Source organism: Mesonia oceanica (genome assembly GCF_902499555.1).
Taxonomy (GTDB): Bacteria; Bacteroidota; Bacteroidia; order Flavobacteriales; family Flavobacteriaceae; genus Mesonia; species Mesonia oceanica.
This window is the reverse complement of the sequence record NZ_CABVMM010000010.1, coordinates 122,423-144,843: the sequence shown is the minus strand read 5'-3', so window position 1 is coordinate 144,843 and position 22,421 is coordinate 122,423. Positions and strand designations below refer to the sequence as shown.

The following is a 22,421-nucleotide window of genomic DNA, read 5'->3' as shown; positions in this document are numbered from 1 at the left end:
TTATTATCAATATGCAAAAAAAATGTTATAAAAATTAATAAAAAGTTAATTAAAGGTTGGTAAAGTATGAATAATATACAATTCACGTGAGAAATTTATTATAGCAATAAGTATAAAATAAAAATAAATAGTATATTGAGCTTAGTAGATACTACATCAAGTACCAAGTTTCAATCGATTACATTTAATTGAATTACCGCATAAATGGCAGAAAAAGATAAAGTTACAATTTACGATATTTCAAAAAAATTGAATATTAGTGCTGCTACCGTTTCAAGGGCGTTGAATAATAATCCGAAAATCAGCCAAAAAACCAAAGAACTGGTAATGAAAACGGCAGCTAAAATGAATTATAAGCAGAATAAATTAGCACAAGCCCTTAAAAGCGGAAAAACACATAATGTAGGGGTTATTGTTCCCTATATTAACCGTAATTTTTTCTCTTCTGTAATCCGTGGTATTGAGGAAGAACTTTCTCCGCACGGGTATCACGTGATCATTTGCCAAAGTCACGAAGATGTAAATAATGAAATTAAGCAAATAGATACGCTTTTAAATACACAGATAGATGGTATTTTTATGTCGGTCGCAAAAACAACTCAAGACACAGATCATATCGAAAAAGTATTAAAAGAAAACACTCCTTTGGTGTTTTTTGACCGTAAAAAAGATGTGACAGGACTAAGCTCTGTTACGATTGATGACTTTCGCGGAGGATATTTAGCCACAGAACATTTAATAAAACAAGGATGTAAAAAAATTGCTCACTTTTCAGGTGACTTAAATTTAGAAATTTATAAAAATCGTCATGAAGGTTACATCGCTGCGATGAAAGATTATGGCATTGAACCCATAAAAGAGTTCAGTTTACAAGTAAATAGTAAATTAGAATCAGGAGCTTCTGCCATACAGGATTTGTGGAGTGAGGACGAAAAACCTGACGCTATCTTTTCTGCTAGTGATTATGCAGCTTTAGGAGCTATTCAAGAGTTGAAAAAAATGGGAGTTAAAATTCCCGAGGAAGTTTGTGTGGTAGGCTTTAGTAATGAACCCTTTACTAAATATATGGAATTACCTATTACTTCTGTAGATCAAACCCCGGTGGAGATGGGACGTAATGCTGCTAAGGTATTTTTGGAACAAATAGAAGGAAGCAAGACCCTTACTATAGAAAAGAAAGTAGTACTTGCTCCCGAACTTTATATTAGAGATTCTTCTAATCGAAATTTATAGAGAAACTCCTCTTTTCCATGGAATAAAATCATTTTGATCATTCTGATCGGCTTTAGCGGTGGTTTCTCCACTGGCTACGTCGATGATATATTCCAAGATTTCTTCGCCCATTTCCTCAATTGTTTTTTCGCCTTTGATAACGGCTCCACTATCAATATCGATAATGTCTGGCATTCTTCCTGCTAAAATGGAATTGGAGGCTACCTTAATTACCGGTGCAATTGGATTTCCGGTGGGTGTTCCCAATCCGGTGGTGAATACGACCACATTAGCGCCCGAACCTACCATTGCGGTAGTACTTTCTACATCGTTACCGGGGGTACACAATAAATTTAATCCGGGTTTGGTTACGTATTCGCCGTAATCTAAAATATCCTGAATAGGTGAAGTTCCTCCTTTTTTAGCTGCTCCGGCAGATTTCATCGCATCGGTAATTAAACCATCTTTGATGTTTCCGGGAGATGGATTCATATCAAAACCTGAACCGGAAGCTTCAGCGGCATCTTCATAGGCACGCATTAGTTTTAGAAAACGTTTTGCTTTTTCTTCATCCACACATCTATTGACTAACTCCTGCTCTACTCCACATAACTCGGGGAATTCTGATAGAATTGGTGAACCGCCTAATGCTGCAAGTAAATCGGATGCATAACCTAAGGAAGGATTTGCTGAAATTCCCGAAAAACCATCAGATCCTCCACATTCTAAACCTAATTTCAGTTTAGATAAGGGAGCGGGTTGACGCTGAATTTCATTAGCTTTTTTAATGCCATCGAAAGAATCCCGAATAATCTTATTCAACATTTCATCAATTGTTCCTTCTTGTTGCTGTTCGTAAATTAAAACAGGTTTATCTAACTCTGGATTAATAGCATCTAAAGCATTTTGAAAAATATCGATCTGAAGGTTCTGACAACCTAAACTCAATACTGTTGCTCCGGCCACATTGGGATTATTTACATAACCGGCCAGTAATTTTGATAAAGAAACAGAATCCTGTCGAATACCACCACAGCCTCCTTGATGCGTTATAAAGCGTACTTCTACATTATCAAAAATAGGCTCTTCATCTTGGGTTTTATCTTCACTTAGTTCAATATTCTCTCCGCTAATTAAATTGCGAAGTAATTTTCGTTGTTTACTGGATTTATGAAAAGAGAGTTCTTTTTCGAAAACGTCTTTCAGCAATTCTACATTTCTGTTTTCACAAAAAACCAATGGAAAAAACAACCATACATTTTGTGTTCCTACCTGTCCGTCATTACGATGGTAGCCCATAAACGTGCGCTCTTTCCACTTTGAAATATCGGGCGCTGTGTACGAAACAGTTGCTGTTTTTTCGGTAGTTGTACTGGCTTGGTGTTTTACATTATCTACGGTGAGCACGTCGCCGCGTTTAATGCTTGAAGTTGCTTTACCTACTAAAACGCCATACATATAAATCTTACTTTCCGGTTCAAGATCGACCATCGTGATTTTATGCTTAGCTTTTACATCAGACAAAACGATTACTTCTTCACCTTCAAAATCTAACTTATCACCTTGCCATAAATCGGTTAACGCAATGGCAACATTATCTTCGGGATGTACTTTTATTAATTTATTCTTCATCTTCTTCAATTTTATGCTGAAATTAATTCAACAATTATTCAACAGCTACTTTCGAAACAAATTTATTATAACCTTCTTCTATGCCTTTGGTTTCTATCAATTCCAACGCCATTGCTACCTGATCTTTTAATCCCGGAACTTGCGTTAAATCCTGATCCCAGAATTTTTCGTTTTTCAGTGCTTGCTCACTTATTTCCTGATAACTATGCAATTCCCAAATCCGTTTTAATTCGGCCATGACACTTTCATCATCGTTGATGGGAAGAGTTTGATTATTCCATTCTCCTCTATAAAACCGAATTAAACAAGCAAAAGCAAAGGTTAAATGTAAAGGTAATCGGTTACATTTATTCTCGTAAGCTAACAAACTTGGTAACACCCTGACCTTAAATTTTGAAACAGAATTTAAAGCGATACTCGCCAATTGATGTTTGATAAACGGATTTCTAAATCGATCTAAAACCTCTTCAGCGAATGTTTTTAATTCTTCTTCAGGTAAGGAAAGTGTAGGAATAATTTCATTAAAAATAGCTTCTCTTACAAAAGCTCCGGTAAATTCGTGATCTACGGTTTCTTTAACGGTTTCATTTCCGAAGAGTAAAGAAAAAGGAACCATCGTGGTATGTGCACCATTTAAAATTCGAACTTTTCGGGTTCGGTAAGGCTGCATATCTTCTACCACTAAAATGTTTTCATCGATTTGATCGAACGGAATTTTTGCTTTTAATTCTTCCCCGCCTTCAATCACCCACAGTAAAAAAACTTCTGCGGAAACAATCAATTTATCTTCTAATTCTAATTTGCTTTGGTAACTTTCGATATCATCTTTTGGATAACCGGGAACAATACGATCTACCAGCGTGTTATGAAAGCTGTTGCTGTTATTGATCCAATTTACAAAATCGGATTCCAACTCCCATAACTCAGCATATTGAAGGATAATTTTCTTTAAAGTATCGGCATTGTAATTAATTAATTCACAGGGAATGATCGTTAATCCTTTTGCTTTATCTCCTTTAAAATGTTGAAATCTTTTATACAATAAAGCCGTTAATTTAGCTGGAAAACTGTTGTGCGGCGTTCCCTCTAAAGTGTCTGACTCGTCATAAGCGATTCCGGCTTCTGTAGTATTCGAAATAATAAATTCTAAGCTTTCTTCTTCGGCTAATTTTAAATATTCATCGTAATCCTTATAGGGATTTATTCCTTTCTGAACACAGGAAATGGTACGCTGCTCCTGAATTTCTTCGCCTTGCTTCACACCTTTCATAAACAAGTTGTATAACCCGTCTTGTTCATTCAGTAGTTCTACTAATCCGCCAGCTAAAGGCTGAATTACGGCTACACCGGCATTAAAATTGGCTTCTTTATTTAATTTATCGATCACAAAATCGACAAAGGCCCTTAAAAAGTTTCCTTCGCCAAACTGAACCACTTTTATAGGTAAAGTCTCTGTGATATTGGCGTTTTGTCTATTTAATCTTTTCATTTTGTATATATTCTCTAAGTATTTTATTCAAATAAACTTGGTAACCACAGGCTTATTTGTGGCACATAAGTAACTAATAATAGGATAATTGCCATAACTACATAGAGTGGCAACAAGGGTTTTATTACTTTTTGAATAGTGGTTTTGGCCACTCCTACTCCAATAAATAATACCGATCCTACCGGCGGTGTACATAAGCCTACACATAAATTCATGACCATAATCATCCCGAAATGAACGGGATCTACCCCTAGACTTTGCATAATCGGTAAGAAAATAGGCGTAAAAATTAAGATAGCAGGCGTCATATCCATAAATGTCCCTACAAAAAGCAGTAATAAATTAATGATGATAAGAATTACATATTTATTATCACTTAAACCTAGTAAGGCATCGCTTACCGTCTGCGGAATATTTTCAAAAGACATCACCCAAGACATTCCCATAGACGTGGCAATTAATAATAAGACAATTGAAGTGGTGACTACCGAACTTAAAAAGATTTTGTGTAATTTCTTTAAGTTGATTTCCCTGTAAATCGTAGCTAGGATTAAAGTATACAAAACTGCAATTCCTGAAGCTTCGGTCGCAGTAAAAATCCCGGAAACGATTCCGCCTATTACAACTACCAACAGTAACAAACTAGGTAAGGCATCTAAAAAGGTAGTGGCTATTTTCTTGGCACTGGTTTTTTCTCCCGGCGGGTATTTTTTCTTTTTAATCCAAACAGCAGCAACTAACATTAAGGCTAATCCCATTAAAATTCCGGGAATATAACCGGCCAAAAACAAACTTGCAATCGAAACTCCACCACTTGCCAATGAATATACGATTAATACATTGGAAGGCGGAATAATCAATCCGGTGGTAGAAGCAGTTACATTAATGGCAGCACCAAACTCTTTGGAATAATTTTCTTTTTCCATCGGTGGCCCTAAGATTCCTCCAATGGCTGAAGCGGCTGCTACTGCTGATCCTGAAATGGCTCCAAAAAGCATCGCTGCGATGACGTTTACATAAATTAATCCGCCAGGCATCGAGCCAATGAGGGCTTTTGCAAAATTAATGAGCCGATGGGCAATCCCCCCTTGATTCATAATTTGTCCTGCGAGAATAAAAAACGGAATGGCCAATAAGGAAAAACTGTCCAGCCCCGTTGCCATGCGTTGTGCCATTGTGGTAAAAGCGGCAAGCGAATCTATAGAAACGGCTAAAGTTAGTAAACAGGAAATACCAATAGACCAAGCTACGGGAACCCCTAAACTTAGTAGAATTAAAAACGAAATGACCAACAATAATATTTCTGCAATCATAGCAAGTATTTTTTAGGGTTGAACACTTCATTTAATTTGTAGAAAATAATAAGGATTCCGCTTATAGGTAATACCGCGTAAACTACCGATAAAGGCAAATGCAAGGCTGCAGAAGTTTGTCCCAGTAAATAATTTACCCAAACCAAATTACCGCCACCAATAATCAAAGCAAACAAACTAAACAGCATAATGAGAATGTTGATGCCTATTCGTAGACAAATACGATTGCGTTCACTTAATTTAGGAGGAAGTATATTAATGGCTAAATGTTCTTGTTGCCCTGAAGCATAAGCCGCTCCTAAAATTCCGATCCAAATCATTAAGTAACGTGCAATTTCTTCGGTTACAGAACTTGGGTTTTGTAAAACATAACGGGAAAACACCTGCCATAGGACGGCAAGTACAATAAAAGCCATTAAAAAGACCAATGTGCTTCCTAGTATTTTATCTAAACTTTTTTTCATCATTCACTATTATTTTATAGCTTGAATAGCTTCAATGGTTTTCTTCATCTCCGGATCTTTCTTAAATTCATCATACATTGGCTGAACCATTTCCCTAAATTGTTCTTTCTCTGGATAAGTAACTTTTACACCAGCTTTTTTTATTTCTTCTAAGGCATGCAATTCGGCTTTACGCCAAATCTCTTTTTCGTATTCTGAAGATTCCATTGCGGCTTCCTTCACCCACTTTTGCTGTTGTTTAGAAAGTTTATTCCAAACCACAGTACTAATTAAAAGTTCATCGGGAAGCGCGGTATGCTCATCTACCATATAATATTTACAAACCTCATAATGGTAAGACAGGTAAAAACTAGGCAGGTTATTCTCTGCTCCATCTACAATTCCTTGCTGCAAAGCAGTATAAAGTTCCCCCCAACTTACCGGTGTTGGTGAACCGCCCAGATATTTTACCATATTAATGGCAGTCTGACTTTCCATTACCCGTATTTTCTGTCCTTTTAAATCTGCAGGGGAATTTAATGCTTGGGTACTGTAAAAACTTCTACTTCCAGCATCGTAAAAAGTCAATCCTTTCAAACGATTTCGTACACTGGACTCTAATAAATTTTCTCCTATTTCACTTTCTAAAACGTCAAAACGATGCTGACGATCTCTAAATAAAAAGGGCAAACCAAACACTTTCAATTCTGGTGCGAAATTCTCTAAAGTTCCTGTAGAAACTTTTGTCATCCCTAAACTCCCGATTTGCAAAAGTTCTAGTAATTCTCTTTCTGAGCCTAATTGCTGACTTGGATAAATATCTATTCTTAATTCGCCATTCGATTTTTCTTCAACACGATCGGCCATAAATTTCATGGCTTTATGTACCGGATGCGTCACATCCAAGGCATGACCTAAACGAATTACTTTTGTTTTTCCTTCTTTTTTACAAGCTGAAAAAACCAAAGCAAAAGCCAGTAGAATACCTACTGCTATTTTTCTTTTGGTTGAAATCATTTCTTTAAACTTTCTACAATTTGAATAGCTTCCTGCACCTTCTCTTCTACTTTCTTTAAATCGAAACTACCGTCTTCTTTTTTCTGAAATAATTTAGAACCAATACCTACGCAATGAACTCCGGCCGAAAACCATTCTTTTAAATTTTCTTCGGTAGGAGAAACACCACCGGTAGGCATAATACTAGACCAAGGTAATGGTCCTTTTACGGCTTTCACAAATGAAGGTCCGCCCACTTGGGAACCGGGAAAAATCTTAACGACTTCAGCGCCTAGTTCTTCAGCATAATTAATTTCGGTTACGGAACCGCAACCCGGCATCCAAGCTACTTTTCTACGGTTACAGGTTTTTGCCATTTCAGCATTGATCAATGGGGAAACGATGAAGTTTGCGCCCAACTGAAGGTATAAAGCGGTAGTTCCTGCATCAATCACAGAACCTACGCCCAACATCATTCCAGGTAATTCTTTAGTAGCATATTTCACCAGCTCGGCGAATACCTCGTGGGCAAAATCTCCACGGTTGGTAAATTCAAATATACGAGCGCCGCCGTCGTAGCAGGCTTTTAAAATATCTTTACAGGTTTGCACATCGGCATGATAAAACACAGGAACAATTCCTGTTGCTTTCATTTGCTCTGCTACTGCTATTCTTGAATATTGTGCCATTTAATAATGGTTATAAATTAATTTATCTATGTTTTTAAAAAAATCCTTAATCAGGATTTACTAGACCTCACTTATTTTTGAAACTTATAAGATCTGTTTTCAATTTCAACGATTGACTTTTCTTCATCATACCTACAAGGTTTTAGAAACCTTGCAAGAAACACTCTACATGTTTCTTATTACTTCTCGATACTATTTTATTTCCGCTATCGCTACAATAAAATCACTCGAAGTGAAACTTCTAGGTTCTTTTATCCTCTTCTGGAATCTAGCGTCTATTTTTTATATTCTATTCTCTACTTTCTAATTACTCAATTCCCCATCTACACTCTGGCTTCGATACAATTGCTCCTTAGATCGCAATCACTCAGTCGCCGTTCCTACCTTTTTATCCTCCCACCGGTGCTTCCTTCAATGACTTCCAACACTTCTTCTGGGCTTACCAGATTGGCATCGCCTAAAATGGTGTGTTTTAAGGCACAGGCGGCATTGGCGAAATTCAGGGCTTGTTGATCGTCAAAATGAATTAAGCCATAAATAAGTCCGGCGGCATAGGCATCTCCAGTCCCAATCCGGTCGACTACATTGGTGATTTCTAATTGTTGGGTTTCAATATATTCGCTACCCGTCCACGCACGACCATAGATTTTTTGCCAAGAAGCACTTACGCCATCGCGAACTTTATCAAACACTTTTTCGATAGAAGGACAAGCTTCTAGTAAAGCTTTGCTTGCCTCGATAAAACCTTCTTTAGAAAAATCGAAATCGGTTTTTAAAATCTCATTAATTTCATTAACGCCACCCACAAAAATGGTTGACATCCCTACCAGTTCTTTTAAAATTTCATGACCGTCTTTTCCATATTTCCAAAGATTACTTCGGTAAGCAGGATCTGCGGTTACGGCAATTCCTTTTTCCCGAGCAACCTGCAAACCTTCTTTTAAGGTTTGGTAAGCGCCTTCTGAAATAGCCGGTGAAATTCCAGTCCAATGTAAAAAACCGGCACCTTCTAGCACTTCTTCCCAATTGACACTTTCTGGAGTGATATTGGCAAAACTTCCGTGTAAACGATTATAGGCAATTTTACTAGCGCGTAATCCTGAACCGACCTCTAAAAAGTAAATTCCCAATGGATGATCTACTTTATTGACGGCGGAGACATCGATCCCAAACTGGCGCATCGCTGCAATAGCAGCATCGCCTACCAAATCTTTAGAGACATTGGTTACTTGTTGGGTTTTCTCGCCAAAATAGGCTAAGGAAGCCGCAACGTTCATCTCGGTGCCACCAAAGTAAAAATCCATTGTTCTTGCCTGCGGAAGCTTCCTGTTTTCTGCAGGCGATAAGCGCATTAGGACTTCTCCGAAGGAAACAATTTTTTTATGTTGTTTTGAGTTTTTCATTTAAAAGCTGAAATAATCCTTGGCATTTCCATAGCAAATATTGGCAATGGTACTTCCTACCAAATCCATATCCTGGGGTAATTCACCCGAAGCCATTTCTTTTCCGAAGAGGTTACACAACACCCTTCTAAAATATTCGTGCCTCGGGAACGAAAGGAAGCTTCTGGAATCGGTTAACATCCCAATAAAACAGCTAATTAAGCCCATATTGGAAAGCGCATTCATTTGCTTTTCCATTCCGTCTTTCTGGTCCAAAAACCACCAACCCGAGCCCCATTGTACTTTGCCTTTTACGCTGCCATCGTTAAAGTTACCAATCATGGTGGCAAATACTTCATTATCGGCAGGATTCAGGTTATATAAAATAGTTTTGGTCAGTTTATCTTTTCCATCTAAGGTATTTAAAAATCGGGACAATTTTTCGGCCTGACTATAATCGCCTATCGAATCCCAACCGGTATCGGGTCCGAGTTGCGCTAACATTCGTTTGTTGTTATTCCGAAGCGCGCCTAAATGGAATTGTTGCACCCATCCAAATTGATGGTAGGTTTCACTTAAAAACAGTAAAATCGCAGTTTTAAATTTTTCAGCATCTGTGGCTGAAACCTCTTTTCCGGAAAGCTTGTTTTTAAAAATCGTATTGATCTCAGCTTCGGTAAATTCAGCAAAAGACATCGCGTTTAATCCGTGATCGCACAATTTACAGCCATTTTCATCAAAATACTCGATACGCTTCTGTAACGCATCTTTTAAATCTTGAAAACTCTGAATATCAACCTCAGCAACTTTTCCTAATTCTTTTAGATAATCGGTGTAGCCTTCTGCATCAATCAAGATGGATTTATCGGGACGAAAAGCGGTACTTACTTTAATGCCAATATTTTGTTGCTTGATGCTTTGGTGATGTTTTAAATCGTCTGTAGGATCTTCAGTAGTACAAAGCGTTTCCACATTCATTTGCTTTAACAATCCTCTACACGAATTTTCTTGTTGCTGCAATTGTGCATTTACGTTTTTATAAATGGTAGAAGCATTGTTTTCATTCAGCAATTCATCAATCCCGAAATAACGTTTTAATTCTAAATGCGTCCAATGATACAATGGATTGCGAAGCGTGTGCGGAACGGTTTTCCCCCAGGCTTCAAATTTTTCTTGATCACTGGCATCACCGGTAATGTATTTTTCATTGACTCCCAAGGTTCGCATCGCACGCCATTTGTAATGATCGCCATTAAGCCAAACACGAGAAATATTTTCAAATTGTGTATCGGCCTCAATTTGCGCGGGAGGCAGGTGGTTATGATAATCGATAATCGGTTGATTTTTGGCATACTGATGGTATAATTCTTCAGCATATTTATTTTCCAACAAAAAATTATCTGTTATAAAGGTCTTTGTACTCATTTGTTTTGTTTCTGTTTAACGTCCCATCCAACCGCCATCGACGGTAAGGATGCTTCCGGTCATATAATCACTGGCTTTGGAAGCGAGAAAGGTTATTGGTCCTTTAAAGTCTTCTGGTTTTCCCCAACGACCTGCAGGGATTCTTGCTAAAATCGCTTCGCTACGCTCTTCATTATCACGTAAGGCTTGTGTATTATCGGTAGCAATATAACCGGGTGCGATGGAATTCACCTGAACACCTTTAGATGCCCACTCATTTGAAAATGCCATCGTTAACTGACCAATAGCGCCTTTGGAAGCGGCATAACCGGGAACGGTAATCCCGCCCTGAAAGGTTAGTAAGGAAGCGGTAAAAATTACTTTTCCGTGTCCGCGTTTCAACATTTCTTTTCCGATTTCCCGGGTTAAAATGAACTGTGCGTTTTGGTTGACTTCAATTACTTTATCCCAATATTCATCGGAATGTTCGGCTGCCGGGGCTCTTAAAATGGTTCCGGCATTATTGACTAATATATCTATTTGTGGATTTTCAGCTTTTACTTTTTCGATAAAGGCATACAATGCTTTACGGTCTGAAAAATCACATTGGTAGGCTTTAAACTCCTTCCCCATTTCTTTAACGCGCTTCTCGATTTTAGAACCTTCTAATTCTAAGGAAGCTGAAACGCCTAAAATATTAGCGCCGGCTTCGGCTAAAGCTTCGGCCATTGCAAAACCTATTCCGCGTTTACACCCGGTAACTAATGCTGTTTTTCCTTCTAAACTAAATAAACTCATTTGTTCTTATTTTAATTCGTCTGGAGTTACCCCATCCATATCACCATAGTCTAAATTCTCTCCTGCCATTCCCCAAATAAAAGTATAGTTGGAAGTTCCGGCACCGGCGTGAATCGACCATTCGGGTGAAATAACGGCCTGATGGTTTTTCATAAAAATATGACGCGTTTCCTGCGGTTGCCCCATAAAATGACTAATGGTTTGCCCTTCTTCTAAGTCGAAATAAAAGTAAACTTCCATTCTACGCTCGTGCGTATGTGGTGGCATTGTGTTCCAAACACAACCTTCTTGAAGTTCGGTCATTCCCATTTGTAATTGGCAGGTATCAATCACGCTATTCACCAATAATTTATTGATCACACGTTTATTAGAGGTTTTGGTATCTCCTAATTCTACCACCTCAGCTTCCGCTTTCGTTACCTTTTTGGTTGGATAAGATGTATGTGCCGGAGCTGAGTTGATATAAAAATAAGGCTGCTCCCCGGTGGCTTCAAAAATCACTTCTTTGGTGCCGCGACCTATATAAATGGCTTCCCGATGACCAATTTCGTAAACTTCCCCATCTACGGTTACCTTTCCTTTACCGCCTACATTAATTACTCCTAGTTCGCGACGGTCTAAAAAGTTTTTGGATTTTAACTCGTCGATCGTTTCTAATTTTAAAGCTTGATCTACCGGAAAAGCACCACCGGCAATGTAACGATCGTACATGGTGTAGGTTAAGCTAATCTGATTTTTCACAAACAACTCCGGAATTAGGAAATGCTCTCGAAGTTCTTCTGTAGTATATTTTTTCACATCTTCGGGATGATGCGCATATCTAAATTCTGATTTAGTCATAGCTTTGTGTTTAATTGATTTGTCTTTTATTTATAGAACTAGCAATTTCTTACTAATCTTATAGGATTGCATCCTGCACTCACCTGAATTTTGGAGTTACTAATTTAACTTTATGCAATCGATTACACAAATATATAAATGTTTTTTTACGATTTCAATATTTAGCAGTTTTTTTGTGTTAAAAATGAATTATTTATAAATAATGAGTTGTAAAAAAGCTATTAATTTGATGAATTAAGGAATTTTAAGATTGTTCAAATGAATTTAAGAAATTGATCCTATCTAATTGGCGTATGTCATTTCGAGTGATTTTGCATAGTACAACAAAGCAAAATTGTATCGAGAACCAGGTTTTTCAATTAAAATAACCAAATACACCAAAAATATTTTAACAGAAAAGTATATATTTGCCGAGAAATGAAAACACAAAACACATATCATCCGCTAAGTCTATGCTTACGAATAGACGGGAAAATTGAACCTGGTTTTGGTTCAGACAGGGACGCTATGTGTTGTTTTAAAGGAAAATAATAGAAGAAATTATATTTTTAAATAAGCAAAAGCGTCTAGAAATTATTTTTAGACGCTTTTTTTATGAATTAATTTGAAAATTTATTGAACAACTTTAACACACACATATTTGAACAAACGAACTACTAAATTATTCATTCTGAATTTTTTAGACCATTGGAAGAAAATCTGCTATTAGCGGACAGGAATTCCTATGCTTAAACACATATCCAACTAACTGATTTTCAGTAAAATAAATTCAAATTTAAGTTGTGAGATTAAAAAATAGTTTACATATTTGCACCGCAATCAAGCGAAACAATTAAAAGCAAGAAGTATGCAATTTACATCACATATATATTTAGAGCCAGGTGATTGGACTTGTGAAAAAGCGCTTCAAGATTTTTATACTTATAATTCGTTATAAATGAAAAAATCTGAAGCCAAGACCTAACCGCTTCAGATTTATTTTCAGACTGAATTTTCTTCACTCTTATTGATCTGTCGCGGTTCTTAAACTAACAATTAAAGAACAAAATTTAAACCGTGATGGACACGAATTTACATAACATCTATTTATTTAAAGCACTCGACGCTTATCCTTATGAGTTGGAAGAAACCATAGAGGCCTTAAATTATGCGCTTTCTTATGAACCTACCAACGCTAAAGCCTTATGCTTGTTAGCCAAAATACACTCGGAACAGTTAGGCGATTATGAAATAGCTAAATCCTTGTATGCAGAAGCTTTGGCCAATAATATGGAAATGGCGAGCATTTATCCTGATTATTTATATGCTTTGCTTGCTAACGAGGATTACGAGGAAGCTTTAAAACTTATCGATTTTGCGTTAAAAGTAAAAGGGACCGACAAGGGGGTGATTTACACCATTCAAGGACAAATTTACGAGGCTTTGTTTACCTATAAAAAAGCGCTTAAAAGCTTTAAAATGGCTAAAAAATATGCTTTTAACAATGGCTACATCTCGTTTTTAAAAGCTGAAAAAGATAGGATTAAAGACAAAATGCCTAAAAAGAAAAAATCGAAAAATAAGAACAAGAAAAACAAAAAGAAGAAAAAGAAATAGGCGGTTTGACGGGCGCCGGGCAATGTAAAAATGCATTGCCCGAATTTGGAACAGTAGCAAAGCAGGTCTATGCGACAGACTGAAAATCTGAAGATACAGGTTCGATTCCTGTCTGTTCCTCCTAACCTGTGTTTGATTTAAGAGAATCTTGGAGCGGAGGCTGAGTGAAATCTTTGCAAAAGATTTTGTATCGAAGCTTCCATTTTGGTGGCATTTCGATACAAATTTTCCTTAAAAATTCACTCAATGACCCAAAATGTTGGTAATCAATTCTTAAATCAAACACAGGTACATAAAAATTTCAAATTCAGGTCTTGTTGGGTGTTTCTGTATAGCACTATTGCATAATACATTGCTGAAAAGTATAATGATTTTATGTTCAACTTGGTTTGAAGGTTCGCAGTATACCATAATTATTGCACGGCTCTGTAGGTCGTGGGTTCGACTCCCACTAATGTTTTAAACATTATAGTTCAGCTCGGTTAGAACAACAGATTTCTCTATGCGGGTTCGAGTCCCGTCAAAAGCTAAAGGCTTTTGTAACTCAATTGGCAGAGTAGGAAGCTAGACTTTAATCTAGTCACAAGTAGTTGACCGCTCGTAAAACAGGTCTCCCAAGCCGTTATGCTTTAAAACTGACAACTAAAAAACCGAAAAAGTGAATGGGCAAATTCTATGATTAGAAGGAGCAATCTGAGCCTTGCCAGAACCCACAATCACTTAGTAACGAAAGCTATTGCTTTTGTAATGCTTGAGCTTAATAATAAAGGCTAGAAAAAGCCAAATTCTTAAGTTTAAAACTTATAAAACCGATGGTGGCCGTAATCAATTATTGAAGGTTCCGCAAGGTGAAGATCATTCGCTTTTAGGTTTTTTGATGATTGAAAATTGCGTAAGGGATTGTAGCGGTATCCTTTTTAAATTTTTGAAATTTAAAAAGATACAGCGAAAAGCCCGACCCGTTAGGGGTACGCCCAAAATATACTTTTAAAAGTAGGCAGGTTCTAGAATTGCCAAAATTGAATGTTGAATTTTAAATAAAAAGAAAATGAAACGAGTTAGAATTACCAACGGAAGTGTTGGTTTGGTTTTTAAAAATGGCGAATTGATCAAGGTGCTTGAAAAAGGAACTCATTGGCTATTTTTTAATGAAATGTTGATTAGATACGATCTTACCAAAAGACTTGAATTGCCTGTTGCTTTTGAAATGGTGAAGGATTGTAATGAGTTGATTGAAATGTTACATGTCGTAGAAGTGAAAGATCAGGAGTTGGTTTTGGTTTTTGAAAACGGAAATTTCAGGGAAGTATTAACTTCGGGGAGACATTTGTTCTGGAATAAATTGTTGGATTACAACTTTATAAAAGCAGATATGAGTCAGCTAGAAATCCCTAAAGAAATTGATAGCAACTTACTTTCCAGGTACGAATTGGCAAGATTTGTAAGGGTTTTTGAAGTATCAGCCCACGAAGAAGCTTTGTTGATGATCGATGATGTTTACACACAAAAGCTCAATGCCGGTATCTACCGATTTTGGAAAAACGACACCAGTGTAAAAATTGCTCGTGTAGATTTAAGGCATTTGCAACTGGAAGTTAGCGGTCAGGAATTGTTAACCAAAGATAAGGCAGCAATTAGAATTAACTTTTTTGCAAACCACAAAGTAGTGAATAGCGAAAAGGCAATTTTAGACAACAAAGATTACAGCAAGCAATTGTATGTGGCCTTGCAGTTAAGCCTTAGAGCATTTGTGGGACAATACACCTTGGATGAATTGCTTTCTAACAAAGTGACGATTGCTGAATCTGTTTTTACAGAAGTACTTGAAGTAACCGAGGATCTAGGTGTTCAACTCTTGTCTTGTGGTATTAAAGATGTGATTTTAACTGGTGAAATGAAAGATATTATGAACCAGGTATTGATTGCTGAAAAAAGAGCACAGGCAAGTGTGATTACCAGAAGGGAAGAAACTGCTTCTACCCGAAGTTTGTTGAATACGGCTAAATTGATGGCTGACAACGAAATGTTGTACAAACTAAAGGAAATGGAGTATGTTGAAAAAATTGCCGACAAAATTGGGGAAATCACCCTAAACGGTAATGGTGGAATGGTTAAACAGCTAAAAGAAATTTTTGCGGTGAATACTTAAGTAAAGAGGCTAATGGTAAAAGATTGGCCTCTTTCTATTTTCTAATAACGTTTGTTTTCCTTACTTCGGAAAAGGTTGAGGAATCGTTTGAAGATATTGGGTTTGCTTATAATAAATTCGCCTAAAACATCTCCGGTCATCTTAATATTTAAAGAGTGAGATTTTATTTCAGTATTGATCGTAGAATATTCGGTTTCCATTCCTACACTTGAAAAAACTAACACAACATCAATATCAACATTGTGCGGTTTATATATCGAAAATTCAAAATTTCCATCAAAGTCAGTGTGTGTGCTTTCAGATGAATTTTGACTAATCACATTAACCCCAGGAATAGGAAAACCATCGTGATTTGTTACGGTACCACTTATAGATATTTCCTCCATCAAACCACAAACTGCTGCTCGATTTTCTAAGATTTTATTAATATCAACTTTTTCATTAACTGAATTTTTTATATTTTCTTGAAAATCTAAAACGGATTTTTGGGTTTTCCGTTTTTCCTGTGCAAAACTGGGTTGAGCTACCGCGATTATTGACCCCAAACCTAAAGCAATACCTAATCTGGAAAGTGAGTTTTGAGAACCCGAAATGTACTCTTGTTCTAATTGCGTTGAAGTAAACCGACCACAAAGCTGTGTTGCGTTTTTTGTTTTTCGGGCAATTTCTGTCGCAGATAGCTTAGTAAAATCGATCACTTCTTTCTGGCAACTCGCACAAAACTTACCTTTTTGCGTTGGCGACATTTTCTGCCAATCTTCGTGGCAAGGTTCCGGGATGTTGAGTTTGAATTTCATATACTTATTTACTCTTTTTCACTTCAACTTTACCTCTTATCATTTCATCCTGATTTTTACAAACATCTTTCTTCAAGGCAATATTCATAGATTTTTCTTGTATTCTTATCACAGCTTGTTGCATACCAACAAAAGAAAAAATTAAATAAGCTTCGGAATTAAAATCTTCTTCTGAAATATTAATTGAAAAATTCCCAACAAAATTGGTATGTGTTCCGTTCGTAGTATTTTGCTGAACAACGTTTACACCTGGAAGTGGCGTACCGTCTTCATCTTTAACAATTCCATTTATTGAAATAGAATCATTTGCTTGAGTCGTTAAAGCCACTTCACCTTGTAATTGATAATCTTTTTGAGTTTGAACTTTAACTTCCTTAGCATTCTTTTTTTGTGCAAAACCAGGCTGAGCAATCGCAACAATTGAACCTAAACCCAACGCAATTCCTAATCGGTTTAATCTGTTTTGAGAAGGAGAAATATATTCCTGTTTTAATTGTGATTGGGTAAACCTTCCGCAAAGCTGTGTTGCGTTTTTTGTTTTTCGAGCTATTTCTGTAGAAGAAAGTTTTGTAAAATCAATTACTTCTTTCCGGCAACTCGCACAAAATTTCCCCTTTTGTGTAGGCGACATCTGTTGCCAATCTTCGTGGCAAGGTTTCGGGATGTTGAGTTTGAATTTCATTTAATAACGCTTGTTTTCTTTACTGCGGAAGAGATTTAAAAATCGTTGGAAGATGTTGGGACGATAAGCAAATGCTCCTCCTACTACAACGCCTTCTAAATTATCTATATCTGACGCTAAATCAATATTAATTTCCTTAGTAAGTTTATCTATTTTCAACTCTTTGGTTTCCATACCTATTGCTGAAAAAACTAAAATGACTTCTTTATCAAAAGAATTACTTGGTATTCGTATTTCAAAAAATCCATCAAAATCTGTATAAGTACCTAGATCAGTTTCTTTTAAGATAACATGGGCAATTGGAAGTGGCATATTTTCTTCATCAGTTACAGTTCCTTTTATGGTTATAGAATCCTTAACTTGTGTGCCTAAAGCTACTTCTCCTTGTAATTGATAATCTTTTTGAGTTTGAACTTTAACTTCCTTAGCATTCTTTTTTTGTGCAAAACCAGGCTGAGCAATCGCAACAATTGAACCTAAACCCAACGCAATTCCTAGTCGGTTTAATCTGTTTTGAGAAGTGGAAACATATTCCTGTTTTAATTGTGATTGGGTAAACCTTCCGCAAAGCTGTGTTGCGTTTTTTGTTTTTCGAGCTATTTCTGTAGAAGAAAGTTTTGTAAAATCGATTACTTCTTTTTGGCAACTATCACAAAATTTCCCCTTTTGTGTAGGCGACATTTGTTGCCAGTCTTCGTGGCAAGGTTCTGGGATGTTGAGTTTGAATTTCAATATATTAAGATTAAATCACCTTTAAATATAAGTAGAATTTTCTAATCGGGAAGTTCAATTTCAGAAACTTCAGCGGCAAGATCTCCTTTTAAGCTGACCAATGCAATCAATCCGGTTTCTTTAAAATAAAGATCAATTATTTTAAAACTATTTATCGCTCCAAACAAGCGTATGCCTTTTTTTACTTCTATTATATTTTCCAGTTTTTCGTTAAGCTGATCTAACATCTCATTAAGTTTCGGAGTCAAAAGAAATTTGGAAGTTCCTCCTAGTTTCTTTTTAAAAAGCATGGTCATTATTAATTTCAGTAATTTATTGGTGAGCCATGTTTTATGTTCTCCGTCGGCTTTGTAATTTTCAATTTTGAGTTCTTGCGTGTCTTCATCGTAACCCAGTTTTACCTGAAAGCTAAAACTGATTTTTCTATTATTGAACAATACTGTTTTCATTAAAACTTCTTGACGAATACATACATCGTAACCAGCTTCCCCGGGAAACAACTCTAAGGATAAGATTTCACCAAATTGTTTGCCACTGCCTTCCTCCTTCTGAATTTTAAAACCGACTAACTTCTGCTGAAGCACTTTTTCTATGGCTTCTAATTTTATCTTGATCGGTATTTGGATTGATATTCCGTCGATTTGGTGGGTATTATTTTCTTCCTTCATTCTATAAACTTAGTGAACATATCTTCAACTAAAAAATACAAAAACCAGTACTAACATCAAAATGAAACAAAAAGTCAGGGATTAATCCTTAATGATTCAAGTACCCCCGTACTTCTTAAAAATCAAATCTAATATACGCTTAGTTAAACTATAGCTCATCAATATTTGTTTAAAGTAAATCTATCGTTAAAGATTTTTATAAATCGTTTTAATACTTAAACAACAGATAATATTTAGATAAGGTTAGGTTTTATGTTATTCAATTTATTTGCGAAATAAAATGAATAGATGTTTAACTAAAATTCACTGCCATACGAAAAAACTACTTCAATTAGCCTAAAATTTAAAGCCGTTTATGATTGTAATAGAAACGGCATCTTTCAAAAAACTACAGTACAACCCCATAGTTAAAATCTGATGAAACACAAAATACTCAAATTTTCTACTAATTTCAACCAATCGGCTTGCTATCTCGCCGCTTTTATTCTCCTTTTAGCCCATTCAACCGTATTTGCTTCAACTCCCAATACGCTTAATTCTAAAAAGACAAATCCTAATCCAATAATTCAACAAACCTTAACAGGTGTTGTTTTAGATAACAACGGAATGCCATTACCGGGTGCATCTGTAATGGAAGCCAACAGCACTAATGGAACCTCAACTGATTTTGATGGTAATTTTAGTCTCCCCCTTAGTGAGCTACCTGCTATAATTAAAATTTCATATGTAGGTTTTAAAACACAAGAACTTACGGTAGAATCATTAAGTCCGCTTAACATTCAACTGCAGGAAGATGATAACGTGCTTGATGAAGTGGTGATTACCGGTTATGGTAAGGAGGCACGAAGAAATGTAACAGCATCTATTGCCTCTATAAATCCCGAAGAAATAACTTCTATCCCTACCTCAAATGTCACCGAAATGTTAGAAGGACGTTTGCCGGGTGTTCAGATAATGAGTGATAACAGTCCGGGGGGCGGAACCTCTATTCGCGTTAGGGGTTTTGGTACAGTTAACAATAACGATCCACTCATTGTTGTGGATGGTGTTCCGGTCTCTAATGGTTTAAACGGAATTAATCCCGCAGATATCGAAACCATTCAGGTTCTTAAAGATGCTGCTTCTTCTTCCATTTATGGTTCGCGTGCCGCTAACGGCGTTGTGGTAGTGACGACCAAAAAGGGAAGTAAAAACGGAGCGTACAATGTTAATCTTGATGCTTACTACGGAATATCTTCTTCCTTTAATTTACCTAACATGCTAAATGCGCAGCAATATGGAGATTTATTATGGCAAGCGTCGAAAAACGATGGAAAAACTCCTGAAAGTGATATTTATGGTAATAATCCTAACACACCTACAATACCACAGTGGCTTAATGATGAAAACACCATACCTAGTGGAGATGTAGACTGGATTTCTGAGATTATGCAGCCTGCATCTGTTCAATCGTACAACCTTTCGATTTCTAAAGGCGATGAAAAAGCACAGCATTCCTTATCACTGGGTTATTTCAATCAGGAAGGAATTATAAAACACACCGGTTTTGAGCGTTTCTCTGCTCGGTTCAATTCAAGTTATAAAATACACGACTTAGTTACCATAGGTGAAAACTTTACCGCCTCTTATAAAGAACGGGTATCTGTAGGAACCAATAGTGCTTTGGGAAGTATTGTTTACAATGCATTGCAATTTCCTTCTATTGTTCCGGTAAGAGATATAAACGGGAACTATGCCGGAAACCCTTTAAATGATCTGGCAAATCCGCTAGGTAGTTTAGAACGTGGAAAAGACAATAAGTTAAAAAGTATTCAGGCACTGGGTAATGTTTTTGCAGAGTTAAACATTAGTGATTTTACAGCTCGTACCTCCTTAGGTTTAGATTATCAATCGAATAATCAACGTTCTTTTTCACCGGTTTATGATGAAATTCTTGCACAAAACAACATTAATTCCTTAAATACCATAAACAATTTCAACTATCAGCTAACCTGGACCAATACGCTAAATTATTCAAAAAATATCGACCTTAATAACCTAGATATTTTGTTAGGTCAAGAAGCCATTAAGTACTACTATGAAGGTTTTAGTGCTTCCAGACAAAACTTCCTTTATGAGGATCCCAACTTTAGATACCTGTCTTACGGAACCCAAAATCAACTAAACTCAGGTTCTGCTAATGAATGGACGCTTAACTCCTACTTTGCCCAAGCGAAATACAATTATGATCAGAAGTATTTGTTTACAGCTACGGTAAGACGTGACGGTACCTCGCGATTGGCGAACAACAACTGGGGAACCTTTCCTGCATTTTCTGCAGGATGGCGTATAGATCGCGAAGATTTCTTTGACTTTGACGATACATTTTCTTCATTCTTACTACGTGGAAGCTGGGGACAAACCGGAAATCAACAAGTACCTTCCTATTCTACAGTAGACAGTTACAGCAATAACAACGCCTACTCTGATTATGGTATTGAGGGCGAACAAACTACTGTGAGTACAGGTCTTACGCAAACAAGGGTGCCTAATCAAAATTTAGAATGGGAGACTTCTACACAAAGTACGGTAGGTGTTGATCTTGGTTTTTTTAATAATAAACTGCAATTAACTGCGGAATACTTCAATAAAAAAACCAAAAACATTCTAGTTTACAACATCATTCCCCTTACTTATGGAGGTACCAATGATGGACAGTGGATTAATGACGGTAAGATGGAAAATAAAGGTTTTGAAATTGACCTTTCGTATGCCGATAACAGCAACGCATTTACTTACAATTTTGCTTTAAACCTTACCACCTATAAAAACGAGTTGACCGAGTTAAACAGCGTTTCGTATTTGGGTATCCCAAGCTCTACCTTACACAGTGTTAATTTTGATCAGGAAGTTTCCCGAAGTGCTATGGGACAACCTATTGGTTCGTTTTACGGGTATGTAGCAAATGGTTTGTTTAAAACGGCTCAGGAAGTTGCTGATTATGGTTTGCAGCCTAATGCCCAGCCTGGTGATATCCGTTTTAAAGATGTAAATGGAGATGGTGTTATAGATAACGAAGACCGTACCTTTATAGGCTCTCCCCATCCCGATGTACTTTTAGGGTTGAATATGAATTTTACCTATAAGAATTTTGATTTGGGCTTATTCTTTAATGGAAGCTTTGGCAATGACCTCTACAATTTAACCAAGTACAAAACCAATTTCTTTAATCAGGCGGCTTACAATAAAGACAGCGCCTTATTAAATGCTTGGACTCCGGAAAACTCAAATTCTTCAATCCCGCGTTTATCCTTAGATGACCCCAATAACAACATCAGGCCTTCTTCGTATTATGTAGAAAACGGTTCTTATTTTAAGTTAAACAATGCGCAACTGGGTTATACGTTTAGTGCCGAAAAGTTAAGCGGTATTGAACTGCGCGTTTATGCACAGGCCACAAACCTGTTTACCCTTACAGACTATAGCGGCATGAACCCACAAATAGGTCTTCAAAATTATTCTTCTAGTAACCGAAACCTGGACATTGGTGTAGATCGCGGTATTTACCCACCTTCACGCACCTTCTCTTTAGGTATCAATGCTAACTTTTAAAAAACGTA

18 protein-coding genes and 1 tRNA gene are annotated in these 22,421 nt (G+C 36.7%); 5 read left to right on the top strand and 14 right to left on the bottom strand.

Annotation, left to right across the window (positions count from 1 at the left end; translation table 11 throughout):
* Positions 1-204 precede the first annotated feature (204 nt).
* A complete protein-coding gene (locus FVB9532_RS13235; protein WP_150545656.1) occupies positions 205-1,233 on the top strand; it encodes a LacI family DNA-binding transcriptional regulator in 1,029 nt (342 codons plus the stop codon).
* Here FVB9532_RS13235 and FVB9532_RS13230 read toward each other — a convergent pair.
* The 10 genes from FVB9532_RS13230 to kduI form a co-directional block, all read right to left on the bottom strand.
* Positions 1,228-2,844: a UxaA family hydrolase gene (locus FVB9532_RS13230; protein WP_150545655.1), complete on the bottom strand. Its 1,617-nt coding sequence runs from the start codon at positions 2,842-2,844 to the stop codon at positions 1,228-1,230. The two genes, FVB9532_RS13235 and FVB9532_RS13230, sit on opposite strands and share 6 nt — an antisense overlap.
* Positions 2,845-2,878: 34 nt before the next feature.
* Positions 2,879-4,333, bottom strand: a complete 1,455-nt coding sequence (locus FVB9532_RS13225; protein WP_150545654.1) for a tagaturonate reductase — start codon at positions 4,331-4,333, stop codon at positions 2,879-2,881.
* A gap of 23 nt (positions 4,334-4,356) precedes the next feature.
* Positions 4,357-5,646: a TRAP transporter large permease gene (locus FVB9532_RS13220; RefSeq protein ID WP_150545653.1), complete on the bottom strand. Its 1,290-nt coding sequence runs from the start codon at positions 5,644-5,646 to the stop codon at positions 4,357-4,359.
* Positions 5,643-6,113: a TRAP transporter small permease gene (locus tag FVB9532_RS13215; RefSeq protein WP_150545652.1), complete on the bottom strand. Its 471-nt coding sequence runs from the start codon at positions 6,111-6,113 to the stop codon at positions 5,643-5,645. The genes FVB9532_RS13220 and FVB9532_RS13215 overlap by 4 nt, the downstream gene beginning before the upstream one ends.
* A gap of 6 nt (positions 6,114-6,119) precedes the next feature.
* On the bottom strand, positions 6,120-7,106 hold the full coding sequence (locus tag FVB9532_RS13210; RefSeq protein ID WP_150545651.1) for a TRAP transporter substrate-binding protein: 987 nt from the start codon (positions 7,104-7,106) through the stop codon (positions 6,120-6,122).
* A complete protein-coding gene (locus FVB9532_RS13205) occupies positions 7,103-7,774 on the bottom strand; it encodes a bifunctional 4-hydroxy-2-oxoglutarate aldolase/2-dehydro-3-deoxy-phosphogluconate aldolase (protein ID WP_150545650.1) in 672 nt (223 codons plus the stop codon). Before FVB9532_RS13205 ends, FVB9532_RS13210 begins: the two co-directional genes overlap by 4 nt.
* A 380-nt stretch (positions 7,775-8,154) precedes the next feature.
* Entirely contained in the window at positions 8,155-9,177 is a 1,023-nt protein-coding gene (locus tag FVB9532_RS13200) for a sugar kinase (protein ID WP_150545649.1), read from the bottom strand.
* Positions 9,178-10,581: a glucuronate isomerase gene (gene uxaC / locus FVB9532_RS13195; protein ID WP_150545648.1), complete on the bottom strand. Its 1,404-nt coding sequence runs from the start codon at positions 10,579-10,581 to the stop codon at positions 9,178-9,180. It abuts the gene before it with no gap.
* A 15-nt stretch (positions 10,582-10,596) separates the two neighbouring features.
* A complete protein-coding gene (locus tag FVB9532_RS13190) occupies positions 10,597-11,358 on the bottom strand; it encodes an SDR family oxidoreductase (RefSeq protein WP_150545647.1) in 762 nt (253 codons plus the stop codon).
* 6 nt (positions 11,359-11,364) lie between these two features.
* Entirely contained in the window at positions 11,365-12,198 is an 834-nt protein-coding gene (gene kduI / locus FVB9532_RS13185) for a 5-dehydro-4-deoxy-D-glucuronate isomerase (RefSeq protein ID WP_150545646.1), read from the bottom strand.
* Positions 12,199-13,257: 1,059 nt separating this feature from the next.
* Between kduI and FVB9532_RS13180 the strand changes: the two genes are divergently transcribed.
* The 3 genes from FVB9532_RS13180 to FVB9532_RS13170 all read left to right on the top strand — a co-directional run bounded on the left by FVB9532_RS13180 (position 13,258) and on the right by FVB9532_RS13170 (position 15,943).
* Positions 13,258-13,794, top strand: coding sequence for a hypothetical protein (locus FVB9532_RS13180; RefSeq protein WP_013072382.1), 537 nt, complete (start codon positions 13,258-13,260; stop codon positions 13,792-13,794).
* 47 nt (positions 13,795-13,841) lie between these two features.
* Positions 13,842-13,914 (top strand) — tRNA-Phe (locus FVB9532_RS13175).
* 928 nt (positions 13,915-14,842) lie between these two features.
* Entirely contained in the window at positions 14,843-15,943 is a 1,101-nt protein-coding gene (locus FVB9532_RS13170) for a slipin family protein (protein ID WP_150545645.1), read from the top strand.
* 41 nt (positions 15,944-15,984) lie between these two features.
* Here the strand turns inward: FVB9532_RS13170 and FVB9532_RS13165 are convergent, their stop codons facing one another.
* The 4 genes from FVB9532_RS13165 to FVB9532_RS13150 are packed head-to-tail and all read right to left on the bottom strand — an operon-like array spanning position 15,985 to position 18,822.
* Complete coding sequence (locus tag FVB9532_RS13165) at positions 15,985-16,740, bottom strand: carboxypeptidase-like regulatory domain-containing protein (RefSeq protein WP_150545644.1); 756 nt, start codon at positions 16,738-16,740, stop codon at positions 15,985-15,987.
* Between the two features lie 4 nt (positions 16,741-16,744).
* Positions 16,745-17,422 (bottom strand): carboxypeptidase-like regulatory domain-containing protein, encoded by a 678-nt coding sequence (locus FVB9532_RS13160; RefSeq protein ID WP_150545643.1) that lies wholly within the window; start codon positions 17,420-17,422, stop codon positions 16,745-16,747.
* Positions 17,423-18,154, bottom strand: a complete 732-nt coding sequence (locus tag FVB9532_RS13155; RefSeq protein WP_150545642.1) for a carboxypeptidase-like regulatory domain-containing protein — start codon at positions 18,152-18,154, stop codon at positions 17,423-17,425. It lies immediately after the preceding gene.
* 41 nt (positions 18,155-18,195) lie between these two features.
* Positions 18,196-18,822, bottom strand: coding sequence for a DUF4403 family protein (locus FVB9532_RS13150; RefSeq protein WP_150545641.1), 627 nt, complete (start codon positions 18,820-18,822; stop codon positions 18,196-18,198).
* Between the two features lie 417 nt (positions 18,823-19,239).
* Here FVB9532_RS13150 and FVB9532_RS13145 point away from each other — a divergent pair, with 417 nt between their 5' ends.
* On the top strand, positions 19,240-22,413 hold the full coding sequence (locus FVB9532_RS13145) for a SusC/RagA family TonB-linked outer membrane protein (RefSeq protein ID WP_150545640.1): 3,174 nt from the start codon (positions 19,240-19,242) through the stop codon (positions 22,411-22,413).
* Positions 22,414-22,421: the final 8 nt, after the last annotated feature.

Coding starts and splice junctions, on each gene's coding strand:
- FVB9532_RS13150 (WP_150545641.1), bottom strand. CDS start 18,822: ATGAAGGAAGAAAATAATACCCACCAAATCGACGGAATATCAATCCAA.
- uxaC (WP_150545648.1), bottom strand. CDS start 10,581: ATGAGTACAAAGACCTTTATAACAGATAATTTTTTGTTGGAAAATAAA.
- FVB9532_RS13160 (WP_150545643.1), bottom strand. CDS start 17,422: ATGAAATTCAAACTCAACATCCCGAAACCTTGCCACGAAGATTGGCAA.
- kduI (WP_150545646.1), bottom strand. CDS start 12,198: ATGACTAAATCAGAATTTAGATATGCGCATCATCCCGAAGATGTGAAA.
- FVB9532_RS13170 (WP_150545645.1), top strand. CDS start 14,843: ATGAAACGAGTTAGAATTACCAACGGAAGTGTTGGTTTGGTTTTTAAA.
- FVB9532_RS13225 (WP_150545654.1), bottom strand. CDS start 4,333: ATGAAAAGATTAAATAGACAAAACGCCAATATCACAGAGACTTTACCT.
- FVB9532_RS13190 (WP_150545647.1), bottom strand. CDS start 11,358: ATGAGTTTATTTAGTTTAGAAGGAAAAACAGCATTAGTTACCGGGTGT.
- FVB9532_RS13165 (WP_150545644.1), bottom strand. CDS start 16,740: ATGAAATTCAAACTCAACATCCCGGAACCTTGCCACGAAGATTGGCAG.
- FVB9532_RS13145 (WP_150545640.1), top strand. CDS start 19,240: ATGAAACACAAAATACTCAAATTTTCTACTAATTTCAACCAATCGGCT.
- FVB9532_RS13235 (WP_150545656.1), top strand. CDS start 205: ATGGCAGAAAAAGATAAAGTTACAATTTACGATATTTCAAAAAAATTG.
- FVB9532_RS13220 (WP_150545653.1), bottom strand. CDS start 5,646: ATGATTGCAGAAATATTATTGTTGGTCATTTCGTTTTTAATTCTACTA.
- FVB9532_RS13230 (WP_150545655.1), bottom strand. CDS start 2,844: ATGAAGAATAAATTAATAAAAGTACATCCCGAAGATAATGTTGCCATT.
- FVB9532_RS13180 (WP_013072382.1), top strand. CDS start 13,258: ATGGACACGAATTTACATAACATCTATTTATTTAAAGCACTCGACGCT.
- FVB9532_RS13215 (WP_150545652.1), bottom strand. CDS start 6,113: ATGATGAAAAAAAGTTTAGATAAAATACTAGGAAGCACATTGGTCTTT.
- FVB9532_RS13210 (WP_150545651.1), bottom strand. CDS start 7,106: ATGATTTCAACCAAAAGAAAAATAGCAGTAGGTATTCTACTGGCTTTT.
- FVB9532_RS13205 (WP_150545650.1), bottom strand. CDS start 7,774: ATGGCACAATATTCAAGAATAGCAGTAGCAGAGCAAATGAAAGCAACA.
- FVB9532_RS13200 (WP_150545649.1), bottom strand. CDS start 9,177: ATGAAAAACTCAAAACAACATAAAAAAATTGTTTCCTTCGGAGAAGTC.